24 protein-coding genes are annotated in these 25628 nt (G+C 58.0%); 7 read left to right on the forward strand and 17 right to left on the reverse strand.

What is annotated here, in order from left to right:
- The coding region (locus EE949_RS00220) for a calcium-binding protein (RefSeq protein WP_164666653.1) at positions 1–952 on the reverse strand (952 nt) is incomplete at its 3' end.
- Between the two features lie 605 nt (positions 953–1557).
- Here EE949_RS00220 and glsB point away from each other — a divergent pair.
- On the forward strand, positions 1558–2466 hold the full coding sequence (gene glsB / locus EE949_RS00225) for a glutaminase B (protein ID WP_122661880.1): 909 nt from the start codon (positions 1558–1560) through the stop codon (positions 2464–2466).
- A gap of 134 nt (positions 2467–2600) precedes the next feature.
- Positions 2601–3725, forward strand: a complete 1125-nt coding sequence (locus EE949_RS00230) for a DUF1615 domain-containing protein (RefSeq protein WP_162874619.1) — start codon at positions 2601–2603, stop codon at positions 3723–3725.
- Here EE949_RS00230 and EE949_RS00235 read toward each other — a convergent pair.
- Complete coding sequence (locus tag EE949_RS00235) at positions 3722–3952, reverse strand: DUF6555 family protein (RefSeq protein WP_122661882.1); 231 nt, start codon at positions 3950–3952, stop codon at positions 3722–3724. The two genes, EE949_RS00230 and EE949_RS00235, sit on opposite strands and share 4 nt — an antisense overlap.
- A 50-nt stretch (positions 3953–4002) precedes the next feature.
- Entirely contained in the window at positions 4003–4437 is a 435-nt protein-coding gene (locus EE949_RS00240) for a DUF1810 domain-containing protein (RefSeq protein ID WP_122661884.1), read from the reverse strand.
- A 280-nt stretch (positions 4438–4717) separates the two neighbouring features.
- On the opposite strand from EE949_RS00240, the gene EE949_RS00245 reads away from it, so the two are divergent.
- Positions 4718–6529: an ABC transporter ATP-binding protein gene (locus EE949_RS00245; protein WP_122661886.1), complete on the forward strand. Its 1812-nt coding sequence runs from the start codon at positions 4718–4720 to the stop codon at positions 6527–6529.
- 229 nt (positions 6530–6758) lie between these two features.
- Here the strand turns inward: EE949_RS00245 and EE949_RS00250 are convergent, their stop codons facing one another.
- The 12 genes from EE949_RS00250 to nac form a co-directional block, all read right to left on the reverse strand.
- Positions 6759–7592 (reverse strand): ABC transporter substrate-binding protein, encoded by an 834-nt coding sequence (locus EE949_RS00250; protein ID WP_122661888.1) that lies wholly within the window; start codon positions 7590–7592, stop codon positions 6759–6761.
- Positions 7593–7650: 58 nt separating this feature from the next.
- The gene (locus tag EE949_RS00255) at positions 7651–8379 is read right to left on the reverse strand and encodes an amino acid ABC transporter ATP-binding protein (RefSeq protein WP_176560589.1); all 729 of its coding nucleotides are present in this window, start codon (positions 8377–8379) and stop codon (positions 7651–7653) included.
- 22 nt (positions 8380–8401) lie between these two features.
- Positions 8402–9145: an amino acid ABC transporter permease gene (locus tag EE949_RS00260; RefSeq protein WP_122661891.1), complete on the reverse strand. Its 744-nt coding sequence runs from the start codon at positions 9143–9145 to the stop codon at positions 8402–8404.
- Between the two features lie 6 nt (positions 9146–9151).
- A complete protein-coding gene (locus tag EE949_RS00265) occupies positions 9152–9850 on the reverse strand; it encodes an amino acid ABC transporter permease (RefSeq protein WP_122661893.1) in 699 nt (232 codons plus the stop codon).
- 105 nt (positions 9851–9955) lie between these two features.
- Positions 9956–10708: an SDR family oxidoreductase gene (locus EE949_RS00270; protein WP_122661895.1), complete on the reverse strand. Its 753-nt coding sequence runs from the start codon at positions 10706–10708 to the stop codon at positions 9956–9958.
- A 357-nt stretch (positions 10709–11065) separates the two neighbouring features.
- Positions 11066–11833 (reverse strand): LamB/YcsF family protein, encoded by a 768-nt coding sequence (locus EE949_RS00275; RefSeq protein WP_122661896.1) that lies wholly within the window; start codon positions 11831–11833, stop codon positions 11066–11068.
- On the reverse strand, positions 11830–12252 hold the full coding sequence (locus EE949_RS00280) for an acetyl-CoA carboxylase biotin carboxyl carrier protein (RefSeq protein WP_122661897.1): 423 nt from the start codon (positions 12250–12252) through the stop codon (positions 11830–11832). Before EE949_RS00280 ends, EE949_RS00275 begins: the two co-directional genes overlap by 4 nt.
- A 10-nt stretch (positions 12253–12262) precedes the next feature.
- On the reverse strand, positions 12263–13234 hold the full coding sequence (locus EE949_RS00285; RefSeq protein ID WP_122661898.1) for a biotin-dependent carboxyltransferase family protein: 972 nt from the start codon (positions 13232–13234) through the stop codon (positions 12263–12265).
- Positions 13231–13902 (reverse strand): 5-oxoprolinase subunit PxpB, encoded by a 672-nt coding sequence (pxpB, locus tag EE949_RS00290; protein ID WP_122661900.1) that lies wholly within the window; start codon positions 13900–13902, stop codon positions 13231–13233. The genes EE949_RS00285 and pxpB overlap by 4 nt, the downstream gene beginning before the upstream one ends.
- The gene (gene accC / locus EE949_RS00295) at positions 13899–15251 is read right to left on the reverse strand and encodes an acetyl-CoA carboxylase biotin carboxylase subunit (RefSeq protein ID WP_122661902.1); all 1353 of its coding nucleotides are present in this window, start codon (positions 15249–15251) and stop codon (positions 13899–13901) included. The genes pxpB and accC overlap by 4 nt, the downstream gene beginning before the upstream one ends.
- Before the next feature lie 30 nt (positions 15252–15281).
- Positions 15282–15725, reverse strand: coding sequence for an acetyl-CoA carboxylase biotin carboxyl carrier protein (locus tag EE949_RS00300; RefSeq protein ID WP_122661905.1), 444 nt, complete (start codon positions 15723–15725; stop codon positions 15282–15284).
- A 105-nt stretch (positions 15726–15830) separates the two neighbouring features.
- Positions 15831–16745, reverse strand: coding sequence for a nitrogen assimilation transcriptional regulator NAC (gene nac / locus EE949_RS00305; RefSeq protein WP_122661907.1), 915 nt, complete (start codon positions 16743–16745; stop codon positions 15831–15833).
- Positions 16746–17849: 1104 nt separating this feature from the next.
- Here nac and EE949_RS00315 point away from each other — a divergent pair.
- The 4 genes from EE949_RS00315 to EE949_RS00330 all read left to right on the forward strand — a co-directional run bounded on the left by EE949_RS00315 (position 17850) and on the right by EE949_RS00330 (position 23157).
- Positions 17850–19058 (forward strand): aspartate transaminase, encoded by a 1209-nt coding sequence (locus EE949_RS00315; RefSeq protein ID WP_122662118.1) that lies wholly within the window; start codon positions 17850–17852, stop codon positions 19056–19058.
- Between the two features lie 9 nt (positions 19059–19067).
- The gene (locus EE949_RS00320; RefSeq protein WP_122661911.1) at positions 19068–20606 is read left to right on the forward strand and encodes an MFS transporter; all 1539 of its coding nucleotides are present in this window, start codon (positions 19068–19070) and stop codon (positions 20604–20606) included.
- 62 nt (positions 20607–20668) lie between these two features.
- The gene (locus EE949_RS00325) at positions 20669–22000 is read left to right on the forward strand and encodes an OprD family porin (protein ID WP_122661913.1); all 1332 of its coding nucleotides are present in this window, start codon (positions 20669–20671) and stop codon (positions 21998–22000) included.
- Positions 22001–22152: 152 nt separating this feature from the next.
- Positions 22153–23157 carry an alpha/beta fold hydrolase gene (locus EE949_RS00330; RefSeq protein ID WP_122661915.1) on the forward strand — a complete coding sequence of 335 codons (1005 nt, stop codon included), beginning with the start codon at positions 22153–22155 and terminating at the stop codon, positions 23155–23157.
- A gap of 388 nt (positions 23158–23545) precedes the next feature.
- Here the strand turns inward: EE949_RS00330 and EE949_RS00335 are convergent, their stop codons facing one another.
- Positions 23546–24370 (reverse strand): HDOD domain-containing protein, encoded by an 825-nt coding sequence (locus tag EE949_RS00335; protein WP_122661917.1) that lies wholly within the window; start codon positions 24368–24370, stop codon positions 23546–23548.
- A 288-nt stretch (positions 24371–24658) separates the two neighbouring features.
- Complete coding sequence (locus tag EE949_RS00340) at positions 24659–25612, reverse strand: 2-hydroxyacid dehydrogenase (protein ID WP_122661919.1); 954 nt, start codon at positions 25610–25612, stop codon at positions 24659–24661.
- Positions 25613–25628: the final 16 nt, after the last annotated feature.

Consider the following 25628-nt stretch of genomic DNA (forward strand, 5'->3'; position numbering starts at 1 on the left):
CCTGGCCGCCAATCAGGGTGTCAGCGCCCAGCCCACCGTTGAGAACGTTGGCCCCGGCGTTGCCGGTCAGGATGTTATTGGAGGCGTTGCCGGTCAGGTTGAGCAGGGCTTCGGTCTGGCTGGCGTCGAGATTTTCAAGCGTTGCCGCCAACGCGAGGGTGACCGCTGCGCGGCCGCCGGTTCCGCCGGTCACCTGCAAGGTATCGGTGCCTTGGCCTGCCAGTTCGGTGACGGTGTCTTGCAGGGTATTGGTGGCCGTCAATTGCACTACATAGGTGTCATCGCCCTTGCCGCCGATCAATGTATCAGCACCGTCCAGGCCGTTAAGGATGTTATTGCCGTCGTTGCCGGTGATGATATTGGCCAGGCTGTTGCCGGTTCCATCGAGGTTACTGCTGCCGGTCAGCGTCAGGTTTTCGATGTTGTCAGTCAGCTCGAAGCTCACTGAAGATCTGACGTTATCGATACCGCCTGCACTGGCACTGATGCCAGTCTCTGATACCACATCTTCGGCGTCGTCGACGATGTAAGTATCATTGCCCGCGCCACCATTCATGATGTCGGCACCTGCCTTCCCGTCAAGAATGTCGTTACCTGCGTAGCTTTGCAGAACATCGTTCCCGGCGCTGCCGTTAACAGTGTCATTGCCACTCAATACAAACGCATAAGTTTGCTGTGTATCGCCGAGAGTCGTCGCGAAGTCCGCCAGTGTCGCAGCATCTTTAGACATGCCGGTAATCGTATAGATCAGCGTGCCATTGACCGAATAAGTTGAACCGGTAGCCGTGCCGGAGACGTCGCCTTCACTGTTATATCTAAAACTTCCAGCGAACGTCTGGGTGTGAACCCCGTCGGTGATTGTTATAGACGTCGCCGTCGCATCCTCTATCCCCCATTCCCAATCCTGATCCTCAGTGAAATCAAAGCTGCTGGACAACGTGATTACGGCCATAGGGTTCACCAGTGATAGGGAATGAGCTTGTGGGTAGGCGCCTCACACCACAGATGCGAGACAGTGGCAAATTGCCGGTAACGACGCATGGTAGCTGAATATTTTGAATTGAACGGGGTGCAATTAAATATTTATTCATATTGTTAAACAGCTCACATCGGCATATCGAGCTAATTTGACGCCATTTTTTTTACGTGTGCAGATTTTTAGATTCGCCTGGAATAATAAAGTGGTGAGTAGGTTATTAATGCGAAACAGCGTACGCACTTTAATAGGTGGCGAAGTTTCTGGAGCGGCTTTTTCGAACATTGAACGGGCGCATATAACGCACACATCCCGATTCGAGCAGGCTGCCCATTGTCGATCAGGGCATGATTTATCCATTGGCCAATAAAGGAGGTTTTAGTTTTCCATCGAAGCTGTAATAAACGCCGCTGGTGGGGACGTGAATAAACGGTGCGGCTTTTTTGCCCGATATATTGAGTCTTTTCATTTTGCCGGGCAGCCTCCAGCACCGGCAGTTCTCACCGCTCAATCACGTCGTGTGTGATGCGCCACGCGCGCTGATCGTCTAGCATGCGGTCCCGCAAACAATGAGCACATCCATGCAGAAGCTGCTGAACGAGATACTCGACGAAGTACGTCCTTTGATTGGTATGGGCAAAGTCGCCAATTACATTCCGGCGCTGGGCGAAGTGCCTGCCAATCAATTGGGTATTGCCGTTTATGGCAACGACGGTGAGCTGTATTGCGCGGGAGACGCAGAGACGCGTTTTTCTATCCAGAGTATTTCCAAGGTCTTCAGTCTGGTTCAAGCCATCGGCCACTCCGGAGAGGACATCTGGCAGCGATTGGGCCATGAGCCCTCCGGCCAGCCGTTCAACTCGCTGGTGCAGCTGGAATTCGAACGAGGCAAACCGCGCAACCCGTTCATCAATGCCGGTGCCTTGGTCATCTGCGATATCAACCAATCGCGGTTTGCCGCCCCAGCGCTGTCCATGCGTGATTTTGTGCGTCGCCTGTGCGGCAATCCGGAGATTATTTCCGACTCGAAAGTCGCCGAATCCGAATACCAGCACCGTTCACGAAACGCTGCGGCAGCGTACCTGATGAAGTCTTTCGACAACTTTCATGGCGAGGTGGAGGCGGTACTGCGCAGTTATTTCCATCACTGCGCCTTGAGCATGAGTTGTGTCGATCTTGCGCGTGCCTTTGGCTTCCTCGCCAATCAAGGCTATTGCGTGCACAGCGGTGAGCAAATCCTCAGTGCGCGACAGACCAAGCAACTCAATTCGATCATGGCCACCAGCGGGCTGTACGACGAGGCAGGCAACTTTGCCTATCGAGTCGGTTTGCCCGGCAAGAGCGGGGTAGGTGGCGGCATCGTTGCGGTGGTGCCGGGGCGTTTCACGGTGTGCGTCTGGTCTCCGGAGCTCAATGCCGCGGGCAACTCGCTTGCGGGCATGGCAGCACTGGAAAAGCTCAGTTCGCGTATTGAATGGTCGGTGTTCTGAGCGATCCTTAATGGATATACGCTAAATCTCCGAGCATTCACGCCTCTGCGCGGGTCTATTGAGTTCGAAACAGTCGCCATCAGGCTGATTCCACTTTCAGTAGCCCCAGGGGAAGCATGCTTTTGAATCGATCAATGCTGCCGGTTTTCGGGTTCTCGATCCGTATTCCAGACCTACTCAAGCCGCTCCTGATTGCGCTGGGCGGCCTGTTGCTCGCCGCGTGCGGCACACAGCGCAGCCAGCAGGCACCTGAACTGACGCCGGGGCAGATACGCGCTCAGATCGTGCGTCTGATGCCCGCCAAAACCCCGGACCGGGAAGGCTGGGCCGCTGATATCCAGACAGCGTTCACGGCGCAGGAACTGGAGCCCAGCACGGAAAACCTGTGCTCGGTGCTGGCAGTAACCGAGCAGGAGTCGACTTATCAGGTCGACCCGGCCGTGCCGGGAATGGCAAGAATCGCTCGCGGTGAAATCGATCGCCGTGCCGCGCGACTGCACATCCCGCAAGTGCTCATCAACCGTGCCTTGAAGATCCGTTCGCCCAACGGCAAAACCTACGCCGCACGGCTGGAGGCGGCGCGTACCGAGAAGGACCTCAGCGCTCTGTTTGATGACTTCATCGGCATGGTCCCGATGGGCCAGACCCTGTTCGGCAGCCTGAACCCGGTGCACACCGGCGGGCCTATGCAGGTCAGCATCGCTTTCGCCGAGAAACAGGCCAGGGGCTATCCCTATCCTGTCGACGGGACGATACGTCGTGAGGTCTTCACGCGACGTGGCGGTATGTATTTCGGGATCGCCCATTTGCTCGGCTACCCGGCAGACTATCCGCAGTCGCTTTATCGCTTCGCCGACTTCAATGCTGGCTGGTACGCCAGTCGCAATGCGGCGTTTCAAAGTGCTGTCAGCCGCGCCACGGGCATCAAGCTGGCGCTGGACGGTGACCTGATTCGCTACGATTCGACCTCGCCGGGCGCCACCGAGCTGGCTATACGCACGTTGGGCAAGCGTCTGGACATGAGCAATTCGGCGATTTTCAGCCAGCTCAAACAGGGCGGCACACTGGAGTTTCAAGAGACTGAAGTGTACGAGCGGGTATTCAAGCTTGCCGAGCAGACAGCAGGCAAGCCGTTGCCCCGGGCGATCCTGCCGGGCATCACGCTGCAAAGCCCGAAGATCACCCGTGATCTGACGACCGCCTGGTTTGCCGAGCGTGTCGATGATCGACGTGAACGCTGCGTACAGCGGGCACGTTAGGAGAGTTCCTGCCAACTGACCTCGGTCAGCCCCGCACGTTGCGCGTGATGCTTGAGCAGGACGATTTCCTCGGGAGGTGGAGACAGATTGTGCAACACACCGATGCCTGCGTGCAGACAGGCGTAGTACCAGGCATCGCTGTCGGTCATTTGTGAGTCAATTTGTACGAACAGTTTTAGTTGTCCGTGGATCCAGTAACGAATCTCGAAATGTCGGCTAATTGCCATATAGCGCTCCAAGAGTGATAGCGCTATGACATTAATGGCTTTCTGATAGTTCAGATGTTTTTTTTGCTTAACCTTTCGAGTGTCAATGAGTCCTGGCGGCCATCGAAGAACGTATCGAGGACGCCTTGAAACACTTCGCGCTCAGGCGCTGCCGCCGCGAACAGGGTCATGCTGGACTGCAGTTTGACGTCGTCCGGCGAGCCGAATATCTGTCGTGCGGTCCATTGGACCTGGGGTTCGATGAGCTTCGCGCAGTGTTCGAGACGCGGCCCCAGAACCGGGTGCGCAAGGTAGGCCCGGGCTTCGTCCAGGCAAGTAATTGCAAAACGGCGCGCCATGTCACTGTGGCCCAGGCCGATGATCTGCGGGAACACGAACCACATCCAGTGGCTGTGTTTGCGACCAGCGCCCAACTCTTTGAGCACCTGTGCAAACACCGGGTCCTGTGCGTCGACGAAACGCTGTAAATCATAGGTGTCTTCCATGTCGCAGGTCCTCAGAGCTTATGATGTGAGCTTAGCCGTTAACAAGTTCAGTACCTGCCGCGATGTACCTGAAATCACGCTGTTGCGCAGCAAAAACAGGACCTGTAGGAGCTGCCGAAGGCTGCGATCGCGATCTGTCAGGATAAATGCTTCGCAGCCTTCGGCAGCGCCTACAGGAAATACATTTCAATCCAGTAGTTTGTATGTGGTTTGGTGCTCGTGAGATCCAAATGTCACCGCCAGCAAGTTTTCATTTCAGCCATCCAGAGTCCCCCCACGCATGCCTGTTGTCAGTCGCTTCACCGCTTTTCTCGATCAGGCTCGCCGTGCTATGGGTTTGGTCTGGACCACTTCCCGTGGCCTGTCTCTGGGTCTGATCGTCGCCACGCTGATGGCCGGTATTTTGCCTGCGTTGGCTGCCTGGCTGGGTCAGCGCATCGTCGATGCGGTCGTCGCCGCCATGCAACTGCACGCGGCTGCTGGTGAGGCGCCTTTGTGGCCGGTGTTGCGTTATGTGTTGATGGAAGCCGGGGTGTTGGCGTTGCTGGCCGGGACTCAGCGCGCCTTGTCCGTGCAGCAATCGCTGCTGCGCGTGCAACTGGGTCAGAAGGTCAACACGCTGATTCTGGAAAAGGCCCAGACCCTGTCACTGATCCAGTTCGAGGATTCCGAGTTCTACGACAAACTGGTGCGGGTTCGTCGAGAGGCCTCGACCCGACCCCTTGCACTGGTGACCAAATCCCTCGGGCTGATTCAGAACCTGATTTCGCTGATCAGCTTTGGCATTCTGCTGGTGCACTTTTCGCCGTGGGCGCTGTTGATTCTGGTGATTGGTGCGCTGCCGGTATTCTTCGCCGAGGCGCACTTCTCCGGTGATGCATTCCGCCTGTTCACCCGACGTGCTCCGGAAAGCCGTCAGCAGAACTACATCGAGACGCTGCTTTCTCACGAAACCTATATCAAGGAGGTCAAGCTGTTCGGCTTTGGTCCCTTATTGATGCAGCGTTATCGCGACACCTTCCAGCGGTTGTACGCCGAAGACCGCAAGCTCACCCTGCGTCGCGATGGCTGGGGCTTCCTGCTGGGACTTTTGGGCACTAGCGCGTTCTACCTGGCCTACGCGTGGATCGTGATCGACGCGGTACACGGCAAGATCACCCTGGGGCAGATGACCATGTACCTGGTGCTGTTCAAACAGGGACAAAGCGCGGTCAGCAGCAGCCTCAGCGCAATCAGCGGGCTGTACGAGGACGGTTTGTATCTGGCTGATCTGTACGAATACCTTGGGCAACCCGTGCCGGTGGAAACCGGTCATGTGACCGCAGGTATATCGCCTGGCGATGGTTTGCGGTTTGAAGGTGTCAGCTTCAGTTATCCGGGCTCCAGTCACGTAACGCTTGAGAATATCGACCTGCATTTGATGCCCGGTCGCAGCGTGGCGCTGGTCGGCGAAAACGGCTCCGGCAAAACGACGCTGATCAAGCTGCTGACCCGTCTGTATCGGCCCAATCAAGGACGTATTCTGCTCGATGGCAGCGATCTCAATGACTGGAACGAAGATGCGTTGCGACGGCGCATCGGGGTTATTTTCCAGGATTACATTCGCTATCAGTTCGTCGTCGGCGAAAACCTGGGTGTTGGCGATATTGATGCGTTTGGCGAAGAGAATCGTTGGCGCGATGCAGCCAGTCAGGGCATGGCAGCGGAGTTCATCGAGCGTCTGGACAAAGGCTATGCCACGCAACTGGGCAGGTGGTTTGCAGGCGGGCAGGAACTGTCAGGCGGGCAGTGGCAGAAGATCGCATTGTCCCGGGCGTACATGCGCCGTAACGCAGACATTCTGATTCTGGACGAGCCGACCGCTGCACTGGATGCCGGGGCAGAGGCGGCGGTGTTCGATCACTTCCGCGAATACGCCAAAGGCCGTATGACGCTTTTGATTTCTCATCGTTTTTCGAGTGTGCGTAACGCGGACCACATCGTGGTGCTGGATAAGGGCAGGGTGCTGGAGCGGGGTGATCACGCCAGCCTGGTGGCGGCGGGTGGCCGCTATGCCGAGCTGTTTGATTTGCAGGCGCGTGGGTATCGGTAAGTGATTGGCCCATCAGGTTGATTGCATCTCGCAGAATTGCGCAAAACTCTGTGGGACCGAATTTATTCGGGAAGGCGTTACTCCAGGCGATAGATCGGTTGAGGATGTACCGACCCCTTCGCGAATGAATTCGCTCCCACAGGAATTGCATTTGCAGGTCAACCTGGATCTCTCGTGGGATTGAGTCAGCAGGCACATCCCCTACAGGTCATTCGCAACGATCAGCCCATCAAGGCAACGGATCAAACTTCAGTGCGTTCAGGCTCTGCACTTTGTCTTCGCGGACCATTTTGTATTCGGTGTTCGGGCCGATCCAGCGTTCCCAGATGGCGTCGATCTCGCCAGCGTCGTCCATGGCTTTCAACGATTCGTTGACCTTGGCCAGGAAGGCCGGCTCGTCCTTGCGCATACCGGCACCAATTGGCTCAAGGGCCATGGGTTCTTTGGCGATGGCCAATTCTATTCCGGATGCTTTGGCCTGATTGACCAGTTTGATCGCGGTCATGGTGTTGGTGACCAGGCCCAGAACCTTGTTCTGCTGCAACGCCATGTAGGCTGAGCCTGTGTCCTGGAAAGTCACAGGAATGGCTTCTGCGATACGGATCGATTGTTCGGAAGTCGAGCCCTTGGTCGAGCTGATGCGCTTGCCCTTGAAGAACGCCTTGTCCTTGTCGGCATTGACCGCGTGAACCACCAGGGTTTCCTTGGCGATGTAGTACGGATCGCTGAACTGAATCTGGTCGGCGCGGGTTTTGGTGTACGCCAGATTGGCGAACAGCACGTCGACGCGGCCCATTTTTATTTCCGGAATACGCGCTTCCACCGACATCGGCTTAAGCTCCAGCTTGACGCCGAGCTTCTTCGCCAAGGCAGTACACAGGTCCACGTCCATGCCCACCAGCTCACGGGTTTTCGGATCCGGTGCGGAGAATGGCGGGACATCGGCATACACGCCGCAGCTCAACGACTGCCTGGCCATGATGTCGCTCAGTTGGTCGGCATGGGCGACGGTGACTGCCAAAGGACTCAAGGCTACAGCGGCGAACAGATGCTTGATACGCATGGGAAACTCCAGAAATTCAGGATGAGTTAAGAGCAGGTCCAGCGGCAGTTTTTAAAAATCAGTGCGCTCGCAAGTCAGCGATGAAACGCTGGGCGCGAGGATGTTGGGGTTGGCTGAAAAAGCTCTCTGGGTCGCTTTTTTCCAGGATCTGCCCGGCGTCCATGAACCAGATGGTGTCAGCGACTTCACGGGCGAAATTCATCTCGTGGGTCACGCACATCATGGTCATGCCGTCTTTGGCCAGGCCTTTCATGACGCTCAGCACTTCGCCGACCATTTCCGGGTCGAGGGCGCTGGTGGGTTCGTCGAAGAGCATCACCGGTGGCTCCATGGCCAAGGCGCGGGCAATCGCCACGCGCTGTTGCTGGCCGCCGGACAGTTGCGCCGGATAAGCCCCGGCCTTGTGCGCCAGGCCCACACGGTCGAGCAACTGCATGGCGCGTTCTTTTGCAGCAGAACCCTTGAGGCCAAGGGTCTTGGTCGGCGACAGAATGATGTTATCCAGCACCGACAGGTGCGGGAACAAGTTAAAGCTCTGGAACACAAAACCTACCCGGCTGCGCAGGCGATTGACGTTGGCATCGGTGCCGTTCACGTCCTGGCCGTCGAACAGGATCTGGCCTTTCTGGATGTCTTCCAGGCGGTTGACGGTACGGATCAGGGTTGATTTGCCCGAGCCCGAAGGCCCGCACAGCACGACCACTTCACCGGTATTCACTTGCGCGGTGAGGTTGGTCAGCGCCTGGTACTCGCCGTACCACTTGTTGACGTTGGAAAACATGATCATTGGACGCATGAGTCAGCCCTCTTCAATTAATGGGGGTCAGCAAAGGGCTGTCGACGGCGGCAGCGGTGACGGTGCCCAGACGCTTGCGGGCAATGCGCCGCTCCAGCCAGTCGGCCAGATGAGTCAGGGCGAAACACAGCAGGTAGTAGATGACAGCAAGGATGAAAAACACCTGGAACGGCTTGGTCAGCAGCTGGTTGTTGACCTGATTGGCGGCGAAGGTGATTTCCTGCACGTTGATCACGTAACCCAACGAGGTTTCTTTGATGATGGAAATGAACTGGCTGAGCAGGCTGGGCAGGGCGTTATAAAGCGCCTGAGGCAGAATCACCCAGATTGTAGTGCGCATATAGCCCATGCCCAGTGCGCGGGACGCTTCGTATTGGCCGCTCGGCAAGGCTTGAATGCTGCCGCGAATGATTTCGCTCAGGTAGGCGCTCTGGTAAATCACCAGTGTGCACAGCATGGTGGTGAAACCGGTGATGTTGTGGCCGATCAACAGCGGCACCAGGAAGTAGGTCCAGAAGATCACCATCAGCAGCGGGATGCCGCGCAGTACGTAAACCCATACGGTGGAGAACCAGCGCAGCGGTGCCCATGGGGAAATCCGTGCCATTGCCAGCAACAGGCCGAGCGGGAAGGCGAAGATCAGCGCCAGAATCGCCAGAATCAAGGTTGCCGCCAGGCCGCCCAGTGGCCCGTGCGGGTATTGGCCGATGAGGAACAGCGTCCAGTTCTGCTGAAGGATCGTGAAGATATCGAACATGCTCGCTTACCTCGCCAGGGCTTTGTTGAATCGCTTGGCCAGCAGGGCACCCAAGCCCATCAGCAGCAGCGAAAAGGCCAGGTACACCACCGAGGCGACCAGAAAGGATTCAAAGGTGCGGAACGTGTAGTTCTCGACTTCGCGAGTGGCGTAGGTCAACTCCATCACGCCAATGGCCATGGCCAGGCTGGTGTTCTTGAACAGCAGCACGGTGTGGTTGATCAGCGATGGCAGGCAGTTGCGCACGCCCTGCGGCAGGATCACGTAACGCATCGAGCGCACGTAGCCCATGCCCAGCGCCCGTGATGCTTCGGTTTGTCCGGATGGGATGGCGCGCAGGCCGCTACGAATGTCTTCGCTGAAGTAGGCGGCCTGACAGAGGCCCAGCGCGATGACCGAAAACAGATACTCAGTGTTGTAACCCGCCAGCCAGACCTGAGTGGAGGTCGACAGCAAGGTTGGAATACCGAAATACCAGAGCATCAATTGCACCAGTGTCGGCACGTTGCGGTGGTAGGAAACATAGGCCGCCACCAGACCATTGGCGTACTTGTTGCCGGTCAGGCGCACTGTCACCAGAACCAGCGCGAGCAGCATGGCCAGGCACCAGGCGAACAGCGCCAGTTGCAACGTCATTTCGATGCCCTTGACGATCAGCTCGGCGTATTCGCCGGTGAGGATCGGGGCGAGATCGAAGTCATTCATAGTCAATCCCTATCGGCATTGGTAGGGGCAGAAAAAGTGCCAGGCATTGGCCCGGCCAAAAGAGCGCATTGACGGATCAGTCCGTTCTGGTCGCTTGAGCGAAACTCAGCCTTGATAGTCCTGCGGGCGGGCGGTGGAAAGGCCGCCGGGGACTTGCAGCGTCGGGGTGATTTCCATATGGCCGATGTTCACTGCAACCGGCGCTGCGATCGCGAAGGCGATGGCATTGGCAATGTCAGCAGCCACCGGCAACTCGAAGCCTTCGACGAAGCGTTTGTAAGTTTCTTCTGAGTCGCCATGCACGTGGGCAAAGATGTCAGTGGCAACCCGGCCCGGACAGATTTCGGTGACCCGCACACGCTTGCCGAATGCGTCAATGCGCAGCTGGCGCGAGAGCATGCTCACAGCGGCTTTGGTCGCGTGATATGTGGAGTTGCCGCCGAAGTTGTAGGCCGCGGCGATGGAGCTGATGTTGATGATATGGCCGCTGTCACGCTCGACCATGCCGGGCAGCGCCAGACGGGCCAGATGCAGTACTGCGCGCAGGTTGACGTCGATCAGGAAGTCGATGCCTTCAGCGTCCGCAGCAAGGATTGAACCCGGACGATCCACACCAGCGTTGTTGACCAGAATGTCGAAGCTGTGTTGTTCGAACAGCGCCGTCAGGCCCGGCAGGTCGGTCACGTCGATGGCGTGGGCGATACAACCGGTGCGTGCCGCCAGCTCGGCGAGCTTGTCGGCGCTGCGGGCAATGGCATGAACTTCAATACCTTCCTGGCACAGGCGCTCGACCACGGCGGCACCGATACCGGAAGAAGCGCCGGTGACCAGCGCGGTTTTGTAATCGGAAAATGGCATTGCGTTTACCTCTGAATCCATTGGTTCACCGGTCTGTCCGGTGAACGTTAAATACGGTCTGGTGTTGCTGATGTATCGACTCTATCCAGCACAAACCCTGGCGACCAAGACGGAATGGCTGTGTGGCTATAAGCGTCTCTTATGACGTCTGGTGCGCCTGGAACGGCTTGAGTTGCAATGCAATCCTTGCGGGAGATTCTATGTTCACCTGCGGAATAGCGCAGAATCTGTGGCAGCGGTGCTTGCCCGCGATAAACGATAACGCGGTATGTCGTCTAGCTGCGTCTCATGTATCGCGGGCAAGCACCGCTCCCACAGATTCTGCGCCAGTCAGCGAAATCACTGTTTACCCCACACTCACGCCATCAGTTTGCTGATCGGCACGATCTGCCCACCCGCTGATTCGATTTCAGTGCGCACGGTTCGCGCCAGTTCGACTGCGCCGGGGGTGTCGCCATGCAGCAATATCGAGCACGCACTGACCTTGATCACCTTGCCACTGAGGCTGGTTACCGTGCCGTATTCGAGCAATTGGCGAACCCGTTGCAGCACGGCGGCAGGGTCCTTGATTACCGAGTTGGCGATCTTGCGCGGCACCAGCAGGCAGTCGTCGTCATAGGCGCGATCCGCCAGAAAGGTCGTCGCGACGCGCAAATTGTTCTGGCTCGCAGCTGTTTCAATGGCGCGGCTGCTGGATGAACTGACGATGATCTCGGGATCAAACGCTGCCACTGTGCGAATCAACTGCGCCGCCATGTCGGCATCGGCAGCGACCATGTTGCCCAGCGCGCCATGAAAGCTCATGTGAGTCATGTGGTGCCCGGCGACTCTGGCGATGGCGGCCAGCGAGCCGAGTTGATACGTCACATAGGTGCACAGCTCTTTGATCTCGATATTCATCTGCCGACGGCCAAAACCCATCAGGTCAGGAAAGCCGACGTGAGCCCCCAGATCGATGCCTTTGGCTTTAGCCAGCAGCGCCGTGTTGTTCATGATCAATGGATCACCGGCATGGAAGCCACAGGCGACGTTGGCCGAGGAAATGATCTCCATCAGCGCTTCGTCTTCGCCCATGCGCCAGGCACCAAAGCCTTCGCCCATGTCGGCGTTCAAATCAATCTTCATGGTTGCACCGCGTCGGCGTCGAAAGGTAAGAGGTTGATTAACGGCTGGCCGTAACTGACGGTCGCGCCATTGGCTACCAGCACGCTGCAAACCTGACCGGCATGCTGACTGCGCACCGGCAGCAGCAAAGTACCAACGGTCAGAATCGCAACCAGTTGACCGGGCTGAATGTCACTGCCGACAGGCGCGAGCACGATGCTGTCGTCCGGATGGGCCAGCAGTAACCTCCCTACACCGCTAGCCTTGATCTGCAGCGCGTTCGGCTCAGGCTGGTTTTCCGAGGCCTCAGTCGAACTGGAGTACTCCCCGGCAATACCACGCTTCAAGCTCAGCTTGAACCCCGGTTTATCGATTTCTGCACCGGACAAACCGGCGGTGGTCAGGTCAGCGACCAACTGGCGAATCTGTTCAATGTTCATGTTTCGTTCCTCAGCGCCGGGCCAGATTCTGCAGGGCCACAAGGCGTCGCACTTCAGCCAGATAAGCCTGATTTTCCTCAAGAGCATCCAGCGCCTGGTCGTAACTGCATTCGATGAAACGAATCCGGCTTCCAATCGCTGCCTGACCCAGACGCCACAGGTCAGCCTCGATCACAGTGCCGAACTTCGGATAACCGCCGCTGGGTTGAGCATCGCGCATCTGAATGATCGGTTGGCCGCCGTGAGGTACCTGAATCACGCCAGGCACGATGCCGTGGGAGCGGACTTCCATGGCCTGCTCGGGCAGGATCGGCGTGCCCTCCAGACGGAAGCCGTAACGGTTGCTCTGTGAGGTGATCTTCCAGTCATCGCTCCAGAACGAGGCGCGGGAATCAGCCGTGAATGCCTGATATTCCGCAGCGGGCAGTACGCGCATGGCGACAACACCGTCAACGCTGAGCGGCAGTGCATGAGTCGGGCTCAGTACACCAAAATCTACAGCGCGGGCGAGCAGTCCCGGCGCAGCGGCAGCCAACTGATCACCTTGCTGCAAGGCGCGGCCTTGGAAGCCGCCGAATTCGCCGCGCAACTGAGTGCTGCGCGAACCCAGAACCACCGGTACGTCTACGCCACCGGCCAGACACAGATACGCGCGGCAGCCAGTAACCGGCTGATTGATTGTCAGCGTCTGGCCTTTCAAACCTTGCATTACCCAGTTCGGTGGGAAGCTGACGCCGTCCAGATTTGCCGCGCTGGCGGCACCGGTCACGGCAAAGGCACAGTCTTCAAGCAGACGCACTTCGAAGGGGAATACCGGAATCTCGATGGCAGCTGCGTCTTCGGCGTTACCCAGCAGAATATTGCCGGTCGCTACCGCCAGCGTGTCCATGGCGCCGGAAGTACCCACGCCATAGCCCAGACTGCCAATGCGGCCCAGGTCCTGAACCGTGGCCAGGGCCGTGGCGGATAAAATCTCGATCATCGAACGATCCTCTCGATGCGAAAGCGCAACAGATCCCCCGGCTGCAACAACGCCGGAGGAGATTGAGCAGGGTCGAAAAACACCATTTCGGTGCGGCCAATAGTGTTCCAGCCGCTCGGGCCTGCGGAGGCAGAAACACCGGTCTGCACGCCACCGATGGACACCGCGCCTGCGCCGATACTCAGCACCGGCACTTTGCGCCGTGGGGTGGCAATGCGCGGATCCATGCCGCCCAGATAGCAGTAGCCTGGATGGCTGCCCAGGGCATACACCGGGTACAGCGGTTCGCTGTGCAGGTGCGCAATGGTTTCAATATCGAGCCCGGTGTGGGCGATCACATCGTCCATGTGCGGACCGAACTCTCCGCCATACACCACCGGCAACTCGATGATCCGGCCCTCAAGCGGCAGCGGTTCGCTGGCTTCCCAAGCCTGCAGAAGACGCTCGGTCAAGGCGCTCAGGTGGCGCGGCGGAACGTTGAAGGTCAGCATCAGGTTGTTCATGCCCGGCACCGATTCACGGATTTCCGGCCATTGCTCAGTCATCTGCGCCATGGCCCAGATGCGTTGTTGCGGGGCCAGATCAAGACTGCCGGGCGCTTCGAAGAGCAGGGCAGTGGTCCCCAGCAAACTGATGGTCGGACGTGTGTCCGGGAGAGCGATGCTCATTGCGGGCTCCGTTGCTTTAACCAGTGCTCAAGATGATGAATGTCGACGCCACCGGCACAGAACGCCGGGTCGTCGAGGATTTCCCGGTGCAAGGGGATGTTGGTGGAGATGCCTTCGACGTACAGCTCGCTGAGTGCCAGGCGCATGCGTGCCAGCGCTTCTTCCCGGGTCGCGCCATGGCTGATGACCTTGGCGACCATCGAGTCGTAGTAGGGCGGCACTCGATAGCCCGTGGTGACGTGGGAGTCGACGCGCACGCCGAAACCACCAGGGACTTCCCAGCGGGTGATTTGCCCCGGCGTCGGCATGAAGCTGAGCGGGTCCTCGGCGTTGATCCGGCACTCCAGCGAGTGACCGCTGGCGACGATATTCGCCTGACGTAATTCCAGAGGTTCACCACGGGCCATGCGTATTTGCTGCTGAACGATATCGATGCCGGTGGTCATCTCGGTCACCGGGTGCTCGACCTGTAAACGTGTATTCATTTCAATGAAGAAGAACTGGCCGTCTTCATAAAGGAATTCAAAGGTGCCCACGCCGCGATAACCGATCTGCTGACAGGCCTTCACACAGCGTTCGCCCACATGTGCGATTAGTTGTGGATCGATCCCCGGAGCCGGGGCTTCTTCGAGGACCTTCTGGTGGCGACGTTGCAGTGAGCAATCGCGACTGCCCAGCCATACCGCATTGCCATAGGCATCGCACAGCACCTGGATTTCCACATGGCGCGGGTGGCCGAGAAATTTCTCGATATACAGCTCGGGATTACCGAAGGCCAAGCGGGCCTCTTCCCGGGTCAGGGCAATAGCGTCGAGTAATTCCGCTTCTTGCTGGACCACGCGCATGCCACGGCCGCCGCCGCCCCCAGCGGCTTTGACGATCACCGGAAAACCGATTTCACGGGCCACGGCGAGAATCGCCTGCGGGTCGCTGGACATGCTTGAGTCTGGCCCTGGAACACATGGCACACCGGCTTCGCGCATGGCCCGCTTGGCGGCGACCTTGTCACCCATGGTGCGGATGCATTCAGCGCTGGGACCGATAAACGTCAGACCTGCTGCTTCAATGCGTTCTGCAAAGTCGGCGTTCTCTGACAAGAAACCGTAGCCGGGATGGATCGCCTGAGCGCCGCTGACCTGCGCGGCAAACAGCAGGGCTGACTGGTTCAGGTAACTGTGGGTCGGCGCGGCCGGGCCGATGCACAAGGCTTCGTCAGCCTGAATCACGTACTGCGCATGGCGGTCAGCCTCTGAGTACACCACCACGGTTTTCAGACCCAGACCCCGGCAGGCGCGCTGGATACGCAGGGCAATTTCGCCACGGTTGGCGATCAGCACTTTATTGAACATTGGGAACACCTGAAAAAGTTCGAGTCGGAATCAACCTAAGCGGAACAAGGGCTGGCCGGATTCAACCTCGGTGCCGCCGGTTGCCAGAATCGCCTCCACCACGCCAGCGTGAGGGGCTTTGAGCGGGTGGAACATTTTCATGGCTTCCAGGATTGCCAGGGTTTGTCCTGTTTCAACGGTGTCGCCGACTTTCACAAAAGGCGCTTCACCGGCGGCAGGGGTCAGGTGCAGCACGCCGTACAGGCTGGCTTTGACCTCGTTATTGCGTGCGACCGGAGCGGATGCTTTGGCTGCTGTTTTCGGCGCTGCCTTCGGCGCCTTGGCAGCCAGATTTTTTGCAGGCGTACTTTGCACGGTGCCACTCGCGGCATCCTTGAACAGGCGCAGCGTGCTGTCGCCTTCCGTGAGGCTCAGTTCGATCAGGTCGGACTCGGCCAGCAACTCGATCAGTGCCTTGATGCGTTCTTGATCCATACCCTTGCCTTTACCTTTGCAGCTTGCCGTATTGAATGAAGTTCAATCTAACGAGGGCTGCGAAGGACCGCCAAGACGGTTTGGCTGTGGGGTGATAAGGCACGCTTATGACGCTGAAACGGTTTGAGCACGCATCTCTGCGACCAGCTCCAGCAGGATCGCCTTGACCGCTTGAGCGGGTACCGACAGCGGCAAATGACCCGACAGACACAAAGCCAGTGGCGCCTGAATATCCGGCTCGACGATGCGCAACATGCGCGCCCCGGTGGCGGCGACCAGCACTTTGGCGGCCGACTCGGGAAGGATGGTCGAACCAAAGCGTTCAGCCACCGCCGAAGTCAGGGTGGCCGACGATTCCACTTCGGCGACGACGTTTGCGCTCTTTCCAATGCTGACAAAAGCTTCGTCTACCAGCTTGCGCATGATGTTGTAAGGGCGGGGCAGCAGCATCTCCATGGAGGCCAGCTCAGCCAGAGCGATTTCATCACGCTCGCCTAACTGTTCTTCAGCGCTGACCAGGTACAGGTTTTCGCGCAGCAGCGGCACGAAGCTCAGCCCATGCACTTCGCGACCGCCATACAGCACGGCCATGTCCATGCGGCCATTCATGATCAGTTCGCTGAGGGTGGTGCCGAAGTTTTCGTTGAGGTACAGCAAAATCCCCGGATAGCGCTCGCGAACCCGTCGCAGCAGAGGTAGCGATAAAGTAGACGCAGCGGTGCCCGGCGCAAGGCCCACTGACACTTGGCCGGACAGCGCATGACCGGTGTCGTTGACGTCGCTGATCGCCTGTTCGCACTGGCGCAGGATGTGTTGTGCATGGCCGTACAAGACCTTGCCAGCCTCGGTCGGCGTCACTCCGCGTTTGGTGCGAATCAGCAGTTGCTGATGCAGTTCGGCTTCAAGGGTTGCCAGCTGTTGGCTAAGGGCTGGCTGGGCGATATGCAGGACGTCAGCGGCTTGGGTCAGGCTGCCGATGTCGACGATCTTTACGAAGTACTTCAGGCGACGGAGGTTCAAGAGGAGGGCTCATGGTGGGCTGACATCTGTTGGGTGTTAGCAAAAGACAGGCCATCGAATGCGACGGGCCTCGACGGCATAGGTATCTGCATAACTTCTTTATTTGTGTACATATCCGTTGTTGGGGTAACGGCTGGTATTGGTTGCGCTTTTACAGCGCCTCACTTTTGATGAATCCGGAAGCCGGCCCAGACAAAAGTAAGCAAAACGCTCTTGCCCCACCACTTGGCACCTCGCTGTCGCTCGGCATGCCCGTAATCCGACATTGCTGCGTGGGGCCGCCGCCACCGGCCATCCATGGCCTGAGGCGGCTAAACCGGCATCCCTGCCGGTTTGCCCCACGCAGCAATATCGAATTCCGGCCGTCGTGGTTTAACGGGGCGCCTAAGATCAAAATCAAAAGCAGATCAAAGGCAGCAGTGGTGACGCCTCGAACCTGTAGGAGTTGTCGGAGGTTACGACGGCGCCGATTACGGTGTGCCTGACACGCCGTATCGCAGCCTTCGGCAGCTCCTACAAAGGGTCGGTAAGTTCACACAACCAGGTCGGCTTTCAGGCCGCCGCGCTGTTGATTTTGATCTCAGGCGCCCCGTTAAACCACGCTGGCCGAACGCAGATTCTGAAGCGTGGGCAACCCGGCAAGGATGCCGGGTTAGCCGCATTGGGCCATGGATGGCCCGTTGCGGCGGCCCACGGTTCAGGATCTGCGGGCGGGTACACCGAGCGACAGCGAGGTGCCGAGTGGTGGGGCACAGACTTTTTGGTTACTTTTGGGGCGTTTGCCAAAAGTGACCCGCCGTAAGGGCGGAACCAATATCAGCCGTAACCAAAACAACGGATATGTACACAAATAAAGACGTTGTGTAGATCCGCATCCCCCAAGGTCCACCTCTAACCTATAAGCCTTTGCTATGACCACGCGCGTTACGCGCAATTGTGCCTGCGCAAAGCACAGTAAAGACTCAGTCGTTCCATTTTGGTGCATAGGTGATCCATGCCCGGTCATAAGCACTTCCTATTAACCCAGAACGAAACTGTCTTATCTGCTCAAGGATGCAGCCTCGTAACGTAGAGCCTCGAATGTCACCTCCGAGGATCACCACCTTGAACGCCTCCCGCATCGCCGCCCGCGTGCAACGCATCAAACCTTCGCCAAGCAGCGCTGCTGCCGACCGTGCCAACGAACTGCGTCGCCAGGGCAAATCGATCATTAACCTGGTCGTCGGCGAGCCCGACTTCGATACCCCAAAACACATTCGCGAAGCCGCCAGCGCCGCCATCGAAAATGGCGAAACCCGCTACACCCTGAACGCGGGCACCCTTGAACTACGCCAAGCCATCGCCGCCAAACTGGCCCGCGAAAACAGCCTCGATTACTCGGCGTCGCAAGTGGTTGTCACCAGTGGTGCCAAAAGCGCGATCTTCAATGCGTTCGCTGCGACCCTCGGGGCAGGCGATGAAGTGCTGATTCCAGCGCCGTACTGGGTGTCTTACCCGGACATGGTATTGGCTTGCGAAGGCGAGCCGGTGACGCTGGCCTGCCCGGAAGAAAACGGCTTCAAACTCACCGCAGAGCAATTACGTGCCGCAATTACCGAGCGTACTCGCTGGCTGCTGATCAACTCACCCAGCAACCCGACCGGTGCCAGTTACAGCGCTGAGGAACTGCGGGCCTTGGCCGACGTGTTGCTGGATTTCCCCGACGTGTTGGTGATGACCGACGACATCTACGAACATATCCGCTTTGACGACGCCCCCAACGCTCACATCCTGACCGTTGAACCGGCGCTGCGTGATCGCGTGCTGGTGATCAATGGCGTCTCCAAAACGTATGCCATGACCGGTTGGCGTATCGGCTACGCGGCCGGTCCGGCTGACCTGATCAATGCCATGGCGACCTTGCAGTCGCAGTCGACCAGCAACGCCAGTTCTGTCAGCCAGGCAGCTGCCGTGGCTGCGCTGAACGGTGATCAGTCGTTCGTCAAAGAAAGTGTCGTGGTCTACCAGCAACGTCGTGACCGCTGCCTGCAATTGATCAACGCCATCGACGGCCTGAGCTGCCTTAAACCCAACGGCGCTTTTTACTTGTATGTGAACTGCGGCGCGCTGCTCGGTAAAACCAAGCCCGATGGCAAGACGTTGGAAACCGACACCGATGCGGTGATGTACCTGCTCGAAAGTCAGGGCGTGGCAGTCGTGGCCGGTACGGCGTACGGCCTGGCGCCGTTCTTCCGGATGTCCATCGCCACTGCGCTGGAAACCCTGGAAGAGGGCTGTTCGCGAATCGCCACCGCCGTTGCAGCATTGGGCTGAGGCGCGAGCATGACGACCCAAGTGAGCGCGCTGAGTTTCCGGCAAGCCTTGTTGGCGATGCTCGGGATCTCACTGGTGCTGATGCTCTCGGCGCTCGACCAGACGGTGATCGGCAACGCCTTGCCGAGCATCGTCGCCGAGCTGCAAGGGTTTGAGCTCTACGCCTGGGTCGCCACGGGTTATCTGCTGACCTCGATTGTCACCATCCCGGTGTTCGGCAGGCTTGGCGATTACTACGGCCGCAAGCCGTTCGTGATCGCCGCAACCATCGTCTTTACCCTGGCTTCGCTGGTCTGCGCTCTGGCCAACGACATGCTGGTGCTGGTCATCGGTCGTGCATTGCAGGGTGTCGGCGGCGGTATGCTGATCGGTACCGCGTTCGCCTGTATACCGGAGTTGTTCCCGGACACCCGGCAGCGACTGCGCTGGCAGATGATGCTTAGCGCGTTATTCAGCGTGGTCAACGCTATTGGTCCAGGGCTGGGTGGTTTTCTGACCGAGGCCTATGGCTGGCGTTCGGTGTTTTATCTCAACTTGCCGCTGGGTTGCCTGGCACTGTTTTTTGCCTGGCGTTATCTACCGTATTACCGGCCGGTGCAGGTGACGGGCATTCGTCTGGACTGGTTTGGCGCTCTGTTGATTGCCTTGGCCTTGGGCAGCCTGCAACTGGGGGCTGAGTGGATGGGGCATTCCAGCACGGCGTTAAGCGCCACGCTGGGTTTGATTTGCCTGCTCTCTGTCGCTGTCCTTTGGTTCTGGGAGCGCCGCTGCAAATCCGCGTTGCTGCCTCCGGCGATGTTCGCCGTACCTAGCCTGCGCATTCTGTTTCTGCTGTCGATGCTGGCCGGGGCGATCATGTTCACCTTGCTGTTTTATCTGCCGTTGCTGCTGCAGGGCAGTTACGGTTATTCGCCCAAGGACGCTGGTTTGTTGATCACGCCACTGGCGTTGAGCATCACCCTTGGCGCGATCGTCAACAGCCGTATCGTGACGCGGCTGCGCAACCCTAATGTGTTGCCGCTGGCGGGGTTCGTTGCCTTGCTGCTGGCCTGTGTCGGGCTGTCGCTGGCGGGGCGACAGGCCTCTTTCAATACGTTGCTGATGTTGATTCTGCTGGCGGGTGTTGGCTTGGGGTTCATCTTGCTAAACCTGACCGTCTTCACTCAGACCCTGGCTGAGCGGCAGTTTCTCGGCATCGCCACCGCCTTGACTCAGTCATTGCGACTGGTCGGTGGATTGCTGGGCACAGCGGCCATGGGCGTGCTCGTCAACCTGCTGTACGTGAGCCATTTGAATCGAGTGTTTCTGGCTGCGGGCCAGGGGGGAGAGCTGGCGCGTTATATCGACCCTCAGGTTCTACTCAATTCGACTTCGGTTGCCGTGGGTGACAATCACCACCTACTGGAACTGGCGCGTGATGCGTTGGCGCGCTCTGTGGGGACAGGGCTGCTGATGTGCGCCGGGCTGGGTGTTATCGCCTTACTGGTTTTAGTTCGTCTGGCGCCCGTCAAGTTGTTAAGTACTGCTCAATCTACTGCTCCGAAATAATAAGAAATTCACTGCCCACTCCTGACTGCTTACAACACTTACTTACAGCTAAGGATATCTCGATGGAGCTTATTTATCGCTCACCCCGCGTGGTGGCTGGTATTTGTGGAATGGTCATGGCCCAACAGGCATTCAGTGCCGGTTTTGTCGAAGACAGCAAGGCCAGTGTGCTGGCGCGTAACTTCTTCAGTAACGCGGATAACCGCAGTGGTACTGCGGATCCTAATTACACTCAGGAGTGGGGCCAGGGTTTCATTTTCGATTTCCGTTCCGGTTATACGCCGGGCACTGTAGGTTTTGGCGTAGACGCACTGGGCATGCTCGGTATTCGTCTGGATTCCGGCAAAGGCCGTCACTACAACCCGACCAGCACGGCGTTCAACGGTAACGTGTTCCCCACCGACAGCGATGGTCGGGCGGTGGATGAGTTTGGCAGCATTGGCCTGACCGCCAAGGCGCTGGTGTCCAAAACCGAGTTCCGCTACGGCACACTGGTGCCGATGCTGCCGGTGGTGATTTCCACTGATCGCATGTTGCAACAGACGTTTAATGGCGGTCAGGTTCAGTCCAAAGATCTGGACAACTTCACCTTTACCCTTGGCCAGCTGGAACATGTAAAAGGCCGTGGGTCGAGTGACCAGATGGGTATGTCGATTCCTGGTGCAAACAACGCGGTCAGCGGCGAGTTCGTCAATAAGTTCTATTACGGCGGTGTGGATTACAAACCGTCGAAAGACCTGACCGTCCAGTATTACTACGGCAACCTGAAAGACTTTTACAAACAGCACTTTCTGGGTTTGAAATACGACATGCCGGTGGGGCCGGGTGTATTGCGTTCGGACCTGCGTTACTTCGACAACAGCTCTGATGGCGCCAATGGCAATGATCCGGCGTTCTACACCTTCGGCTATTACGGCGATGGCGTAACGAAAGGCAAAGTTGACAGTCGTCTTTCCAGTGCGCTGTTCACCTACATGATCGCGGGTCACAGCTTGTCTGCCGGCTTCCAGCAGGTCAGCGGTGACAGCGATGCGGTCTGGCTCAATCAGGGTGATGGTTCCAGTGCCTACTTCATGACCGAGTCGATGATCGGCAAATTCCAGCGTGCCGGTGAAAGCACCTGGCAGGTTCGTTACGGCTACGACTTCGCGCAGGTCGGTGTTCCGGGGCTGACGTTCCTGGGCATGTACGAAAGCGGCTCGAACATCCGCACGCCGGACGGCGATCGCAAAGAGTGGGAGCGCAACCTGACACTGGGTTACGTGGTGCAATCGGGGCCGCTGAAAAAGCTTGGCATTCAGTTGCGTCATGCCTCGCTTCGCACTCAGGTCACGACTCAACGTGACAGCGATGAGCATCGGGTGATCGTGACTTATCCGCTGGATATTCTCTGATCCCAGGCCCAGGCTGGTTACGTTACGGCGCCCTGTTTTTTAAGAGCAGGGAGCCGTACATAACTCTTACTTCATGTTTCATTGCTTGCCCGCAACACGAGGCGCGGTGTATCACCTTGGGCTGAATATTTTTAGCTCAGGAGAGATTGCACATGCGCGCTGCACATATTGCCGGTTTCATGCTGGCGCTGACGTTGCCCGTCGGGGCGATGGCTGACACACCCAGCTACGGCAAGCAACTTGAGGGTTTTAAATACCCTTATCCGTTGAGCAAATTCGAGTTCGAGTCCCAGGGTAAAAAGCTCGAAATGGGTTACATGGATGTCGCCGCCCAAGGCAAAGCCAACGGTAAAACCGTGGTGCTGATGCATGGCAAAAACTTCTGCGGCGCAACCTGGGAAGACAGCATCAAGGCATTGAGCAGCGCGGGTTATCGCGTGGTCGCGCCAGACCAGATTGGCTTCTGTACTTCCAGCAAACCCGAACAGTACCAATACACCTTCCAGCAACTGGCGACCAACACCCACGCGCTACTCGCCAAACTGGGCGTCGACAAGGCTACCATCATCGGCCACTCCACCGGCGGCATGCTCGCCACTCGCTATGCCTTGATGTATCCGCAGCAGACTCAACAACTGGTCATGGTCAACCCGATTGGCCTGGAAGACTGGAAAGCCTTGGGCGTGCCGTATCGCACCGTGGATCAATGGTATGCGCGTGAGCTGAAAGTCACCGCCGAAGGTATTCGCAAATACGAGCAGAACACCTATTACGCAGGCCGCTGGAAGCCTGAATACGACAAGTGGGTGGACATGCTTGCGGGCTTGAGCAACGGTCCGGGCAAGGAAGTGGTTGCGTGGAACTCGGCGCTGATCTACGACATGATTTTCACCCAGCCGGTGTTTTACGAGTTCCCGAAAGTCAGCGTCCCGACGTTGCTGATGGTTGGCGATGCAGACACCACCGCCATTGGCAGTGACATCGTCTCGCCGGAGCTCAAGGCTAAACTGGGTAATTACAAGGTGCTGGGTAAAGAGGTCGCCAAGATGATTCCTGGCGCAAAACTGGTTGAGTTCCCGGGGATGGGGCATGCCCCGCAGATGGAAGATCCGGTGGGGTTCAACAAGGCGCTGATTTCGGGGTTAAGTGGGAAGTAATCCTTTGGCATCTGCTTTTAGAATTTTTTGCCGTGTAAGGATTTTAGAGATACCGCCAAACTAGCGTCGGAAGGCTGAGCGGAGGTGTTGTGGTGTGGGTCGCTCGGCATGGGTGCCGAGCGAGCGCCGTTGGGCCATGGATGGCCCGTCGGCGCGTGCCCACACCACGGCACCGGAGTCGAAGGAACCCCCGCAGGGCGGGGGCTGACATCAGCGCAAATGGTTTGGGTTACTTTTGTCGAAACAAAAGTGACCCGGCCGTCAGGACGGAACCAAACTCAAGAGCACCGCAAATGCTGCTGATTCCCTGCTGTGCTTGCCAATACATTCAAGGAGTTTAGTGACATTGATGCCTGGTCCAGAGTAGGCATCTGGATAGAGCCTCATCTCAATTCAACAACTCTGCAAACGCCTTGTCCGCCTCCAGCACGGCGGGCAGTGCGGCGAACAGAGCGTCCAGGTCCACACCCTCAGTCAGCGGCCCGGTGACTGCCTGTTGCGCTTCAGGTGTCGCACCGCCATGGGCTTCGAGCGCATCGGAAATCAGCATCGCTTGAGCCACAATACGGGGCAGGGGAGAGTTGGCTGGCGCCTGAAGCGGTTTCGCCTGATAGGCAATGGCTTGCTGAATGACCACCGGTAGCTGCCAGCGCCGAGCCAGTTCGGCACCGACTTCGGGATAGCCAAAACCCAACTGCATTGTTTCATTGGCGGCACGGCCGGGCGTCCCGGTTTTGCTCCCTGCATTGATCCGTTCGGCGACTTCGGGTGCGCCGGTCTGGATCAACAGTTCGCCGATGTCATGCATCACGCCGCAGGTAAACGCAATTTCCGCGTCCTGACCGCTCTGTTTGGCCAGAATCCGGCAAATACCCGCTACCTGAAAACTCTTCAGCCAGAACCCTTTCAGGTCAAAGCTTGGCCCGGCCTTGAACGCTCCCGTCACTGCCGAAGCCAGCACCAGCGTACGCAGCGTGTTAAACCCCAGACGCATCGCCGCGTCTTCAATGCTTGATGACTCACGTGAACCGCGAAATCTGGAAGAGTTGGCCAGGCGCAGGATTTTCGCCGAAATCACCGGATCCTTTTCGATGTTGCGAGCGATGCTTTCCAGGCTGGAAGAAGGGCTGTCGAACTGCTGGATCAAGTCCTGCGCGACTTTGGGAATGCTGGGGAGACTGGGTAACTTGGTGAACAGCGTTTCAATATCCATGGAGAACTCACCTTTTTTCGACCTGAAACAAAACGATAGGCGATTTTGGCGAGCCTGCACGGCTGACGATCGTTAAATGCGTGAAACAGTAGGCAAATCCGATAGGTACGAGGGCCAACCTGTGGGCGTTTGCCCCCGAAGGGCGACTGGGTAAATCAGGCATACCGCGTCATCGTTCATCGCGAGCAGGCTCGGCTCCCACAGGTGATCACTCATCCAGTCGGAGCGAGGCTTGCTCGCGAAGCAGGCGGCTTTGTTTATCAGGTACACCGCGTCATCGGAAGATGCTTAACCCAGCACCGGCGTAACCAGCTTGCCCTCATCGATATAACGACTCAGGTTGGCGAACACCAGGTCGGCCATGGCCTGGCGGGTCTCATAAGTGCCGCTGCCGATATGCGGGGTCAACACAACCTGATCCAGGCTGATCAACTCGGCAGGCACGTTGGGTTCGTCCTCGAATACATCCAGTGCTGCACCGGCTATTTCACCCGCTTGCAGCGAGGCGATCAGGGCTTTCTCGTCGACCACCGAACCTCGCGCAACGTTGATCAGGAACGAATTGGTACCCAGCGCCTTGAGCACCGAGGCACTGATAAGCTTCTCGGTATCGGCACCGCCCGGCACGATCACCACTAGGTAGTCGCTGACTTTGGCCAGTTCGTGGAGGTCGGCGTAGTGGGTGTAGGACACATCCGGATAAGCCTGGCCGCGACGGAAGTACGCGATGTTCATGTCGAACGCCGCTGCGCGAGTGGCGATGGTTTTGCCAATTTTCCCCAGCCCGACGATACCGCAGGTCTTGCCCGCCAGATCACGACCAAGCGGGAATTTGCCGTCAGGCCACTTACCCGCCCGTACGAAACGTTCGGCCTCGCTGATCTTGCGGCTTACCGCAAGCATCAGCGCCAGGGCTGTCTCGGCGACGGCTTTGTTCAAGACGTCCGGGGTGTTGCTGAATTTGATGCCGCGGCCAGCCAGATAGTCGGTGTCGATCGCGTCGTAACCAACGCCGAAGCTGGTGACGACTTCAAGGTTGGGCAGACGATCAAGCACCTGATTATCGGTGCCATAGACTGCGCTGGTAACGATGGCGCGAACTTTTTCGCCGTGGGTGGAGAGCCAGGTTTCCAGGTCGGCGATCTCCCAGCGGTTGTGCACGGTGAAGTCCCGGGCCAGTGCCTGTGTGAGAGAGGCGTGCATCTGGCCCCAGACCAGTACTTCGGCTTTGCTTTGAGTCATAGTGGATCGCTCGTCA

Source organism: Pseudomonas viridiflava, assembly GCF_900602065.1.
Lineage (GTDB): Bacteria > Pseudomonadota > Gammaproteobacteria > Pseudomonadales > Pseudomonadaceae > Aquipseudomonas.